Origin of the sequence: Rhodanobacter lindaniclasticus, assembly GCF_004799035.1 — a bacterium.
GTDB lineage: Bacteria > Pseudomonadota > Gammaproteobacteria > Xanthomonadales > Rhodanobacteraceae > Rhodanobacter > Rhodanobacter lindaniclasticus.
The window spans coordinates 1-4,135 of record NZ_MWIO01000101.1 but is presented as its reverse complement, the minus strand read 5'-3'; the positions used below and the strand labels follow the sequence as shown (position 1 = coordinate 4,135).

The window sequence follows — 4,135 nt, the reverse complement described above, 5'->3', positions numbered from 1 at the left end:
TGCTCAGTCAACCGTGCGTTCTAAGGCCTCTTCGGGACTGTTAGACACGGGCGGGTGCTCGATGGCGTCGGCCTAAATCGCGACGAGGCGCGGGCCGATCTGTTCGATTACCTTGAGCGGTTCCACAACCCGCGCATGCGTCGTAGAGTTGCTCGGCGCGACCGGGAGTTTTCAGCCTTAATCAAACCGTCCGTGGAAACGGGGTAGAACCCAGATCCATGCGAGGCACGGTGGAGTGCCAGGCGTGGGGCTTTCAGTACCGCGTTCGGGACTGAAAGAGTGACGCTTGGGTCCGGGGAGAGCCAAGCACGGGTCTTTGGCGCTGAAACCAGATTCATTCGCTCGAAGCGAGGCAGCAATGCAGACGAAAAGACGCCTGTTTCCCGGCGCGCGTGGCCTCCTCTCCTTGCAACGGCCTCCTATTACTGGGTTAATCGTCTTCTGCCGACAGCCTGCAGGGGGCACGGATGACACCAGAGGAAAAAGCGCGGCAGACCATCGACCAGAAGCTTGCGGCAGCGGGCTGGGTCGTACAGGACATGAAAGAGTTGAACCTGGGCGCTGCTTCCGGCGTGGCCGTGCGCGAATACCCCACCGACACCGGCCCGGCCGACTACCTGCTGTTCGTGGATCGCAACCCCGTTGGCGTGATCGAGGCCAAGCGCGACGAGGCTGGCGAAAACCTGACCGCGCACGAAGCACAGACCGAGCGCTACGCCAGCGCGAGGCTGAAGTGGCGCAAGGACAGCCCGCCATTGCGCTTCCTGTACGAAAGCACCGGCCAGATCATCCACTTCACCGACGGCGCCGACCCGCGCCCGCGTGCCCGCGAGCTGTTCCACTTCTTCCAGCCGCAGACGCTTGCCACCTGGGCCGCACGACCGGACACCCTGCGCAGCCGGCTGGCCGACCAGATGCCGCCGCTCCCCGAACGCAACCTGCGCGAGTGCCAGGTCAGCGCCGTCACCGGGCTGGAGCAATCGCTGGCGCAGGCCAGGCCGCGCGCGCTGGTGCATATGGCCACCGGCGCCGGCAAGACCTTCACCGCGATCACCTCGGCCTACCGCCTGCTCAAGTTTGGCGGTGCCAAACGCATCCTGTTCCTGGTCGACACGCGCAACCTCGGCAAGCAGGCGCATCAGGAATTCATGGCGTACACGCCGCCGGACGATGGCCGCAAGTTCACCGAGCTGTACAACGTGCAGCGCCTGTCCTCCAGCCGCATTGATGGGAGCGCGCAGGTATGCATCAGCACCATCCAGCGCATGTATTCCATCCTTTCCGGCGATCCGATCGACGATTCGGCCGAAGACATCTCGCTGGCCGAGCTGCCCGATGCGGGAACGCACAAGTTGGTGCGCTACAACCCGGCCGTGCCGATCGAGCAGTTCGACTTCATCATCATCGACGAGTGCCACCGCAGCATCTACAACCTGTGGAAGCAGGTGCTGGATTACTTCGACGCCTTCCTGATCGGCCTCACCGCCACGCCGGACAACCGCACCTACGGCTTCTTCAACCAGAACGTGGTGGCCGAGTACAGCTACGAGCAATCCGTACTCGACGGCGTCAACGTCGGCTACGACGTGTACGAGATCGAAACCGAGATCACCAAGGTAGGCGCCGAGCTGAAGGCGAAGGAATGGGTCGACCACCGCGACCGCCAGACCCGCGCCAAACGCTGGGCGCAGACCGAGGACGACACCGCCTACACCAACACCGACCTCGACCGCTCGGTAGTCAACCCGAACCAGATCCGCCAGGTGATCGAGGAAATGAAGACGGCGGTGGAAACCCGCATCTACCCGCAGCGCAACGAAGTCCCCAAGACCCTGATCTTCGCCAAGACCGACAGCCACGCCGACGACATCATCAAGACCGTGCGCGAGGTCTACGGCGAGGGCAACGCGTTCTGCAAGAAGGTCACCTACAGGGCCGACGAGGACCCGGACACCATCCTGTCCAACTTCCGCAACGAGTACTACCCGCGCATCGCCGTCACCGTCGACATGATCGCCACCGGTACCGACGTGAAGCCGCTGGAAGTGCTGCTGTTCATGCGCGACGTGCGCAGCCGCGGCTACTACGAGCAGATGAAGGGTCGCGGCGTGCGCAGCCTCGATGCCGAATCGCTGAAGAAAGTCAGCAACAGCGCCGACAGCGCCAAGACCCACTTCGTGCTGATCGACGCGGTCGGCGTGGAAAAGTCGCTGAAGACCGAAAGCCGCCCGTTGGAAAAGAAACCCGGCGCCACGCTCGACCAGTTGCTGAAAAGCGTCGCCGTCGGTGGCGCCGACGACGACACCGTGCTCAGCCTCGGCAACCGTCTGGTGCGCCTGGCCAAGCAACTGGACGACAAGGCGCTGGCGCGGATCAAGCAAACCTCCGGCGGCATCGCACTCAACGACCTCGCCCGCGGGCTGGTCAGCGCACTCGATCCCGATCTCGTCGTGGCCGACGCGCTGGACACCGCCCAGGCCGCCAGCATCACCCGCAGTGCCGACACGCTCACCACCGACGAACTCGACGCCGCCCGCCACCAACGCGTGATGGCTGCGTGCCAGCCGTTCGACGATCCCAGGCTGCGCGACCTGATCGAATCCGCCCGCCGCGAACGCGAGCAACTGATCGACCACATCAACCCCGACCAGGTCACTTTCAGCGGCTTCAGCGCGCAAGCCGAAGCGCACGCCACAGCCACCGTGCAGGCGTTCGCCGACTACCTGCGTGACCACCGCAACGAGATCGCCGCGCTGGATTTCTTCTACCAGCAGCCCTACCGGCGCCGGCAGCTCACCTTCGCCATGATCGAAGAACTGCACGATGCACTGTCGCGCCCACCGCTGATGCTCACCACCGAACGGTTGTGGAGCGCCTATGCCCGCGTGCAGGCCAGCAAGGTCAAGGGTGCCGACACCCGCCGCCAGCTCACCGACCTGGTCGCTCTGGTGCGCTTCGCGCTCGGGCTGGACGACGAGCTGCGCCCGTTCGCCGACAGCGTCGACAAGCGCTTCCAGGAATGGATCTTCCGTCACAATGCACAGCGCACCACGGCGTTCACCGACGAACAGACCCAGTGGCTGCGCCTGATCAAGGATCATATCGCGTCCAGCTGCTCGATCAGCCGCGAGGACTTCGACTATGCGCAGCTGGCGGACAAGGGTGGGTTGCAGAAGGCGTGGAATGTGTTTGGCGAGCAGCTCGATAAGTTGCTTGAGGAAATGAACGAGGAGCTGGTGGCTTGAGCGAGGGCGCGTCACGATTGCCCGCTGGTTGGGCGGAAGTATCCTTTGACGACGCGATTGTGGTCGTATCCGACCGCGGTCAACGGATCAAACAGAAGAACTACCTTGAGGACGGTGCACTTGCCGTTGTCGACCAAGGCGAGGAACTAATTGGCGGTTATACGGATGATGTTTCCGCTCAGGTGGAGCATGTGCCGCCAGTCATCCTCTTCGGCGACCACACGCGTCGATTTAAATACGTCACTTTTCCATTCGCTGTCGGTGCGGATGGCGTCAAGCTGTTCGCGCCGACAGACCTGCACAACCCCGAGTTTCTCTTCTATCAGCTTGGGACAATTAATCTTGAGAACAGAGGTTACGGGCGGCACTATCAGTACCTTCGTAAGGAAACGCTGCGGACACCACCAAAGAGCGAACAAACCCGCATCGTCGAAAAGCTCGAAGAGCTGCTGTCCGATCTCGATGCCGGCGTGGCCGAACTGAAAGCCGCGCAGCGCAAGCTGGCGCAATACCGCCAGTCGCTGCTGAAAGCCGCCGTGCAAGACACGTCCTCGGCCAGCACGTCAGGGTATCCAGAGGTTCCGCTCGGCGAACTTGTGCGGTCCATCGGACAGGGATGGAGCCCGCGTTGTGAACGTGAGTCAGTAGATGGCGATACGGACTGGGCGGTGATCAAGACCACTGCCATTCAACCTCTAGGGATGCTCTGATCAATGAAGTTCAAAATGGCCGTCCAGACGGCCATGCAAAACACCGAGCTTGCTACGGCAAAAAGGTGCCTATGGAGGTGGATTGCCGCCGCTGCCGCGCCGATTTACCTCGGTCTCTTATACACTTCTGCTGTTGCCGACGCTGAGACAGGGTTTGCTCTTGGGTGTATCTGCGCCTAT

Annotated in this window: 2 protein-coding genes and 1 pseudogene; all 3 read left to right on the top strand. The window is 62.5% G+C overall.

Annotated features, from left to right (window positions below; translation table 11 throughout):
* Nucleotides 1-81: 81 nt before the first annotated feature.
* Nucleotides 82-207: pseudogene (locus B1991_RS18520) on the top strand (IS3 family transposase); the annotation flags it as partial.
* Between the two features lie 260 nt (nucleotides 208-467).
* Nucleotides 468-3,245, top strand: coding sequence for a type I restriction endonuclease subunit R (locus B1991_RS18515; RefSeq protein ID WP_136260142.1), 2,778 nt, complete (start codon nucleotides 468-470; stop codon nucleotides 3,243-3,245).
* The gene (locus B1991_RS18510) at nucleotides 3,242-3,955 is read left to right on the top strand and encodes a restriction endonuclease subunit S domain-containing protein (RefSeq protein WP_136260141.1); all 714 of its coding nucleotides are present in this window, start codon (nucleotides 3,242-3,244) and stop codon (nucleotides 3,953-3,955) included. The genes B1991_RS18515 and B1991_RS18510 overlap by 4 nt, the downstream gene beginning before the upstream one ends.
* Nucleotides 3,956-4,135 lie beyond the last annotated feature (180 nt).

Excerpts from the sequence above, each read along its gene's own strand:
- B1991_RS18515 (WP_136260142.1), top strand. The coding sequence starts at position 468 with ATGACACCAGAGGAAAAAGCGCGGCAGACCATCGACCAGAAGCTTGCG.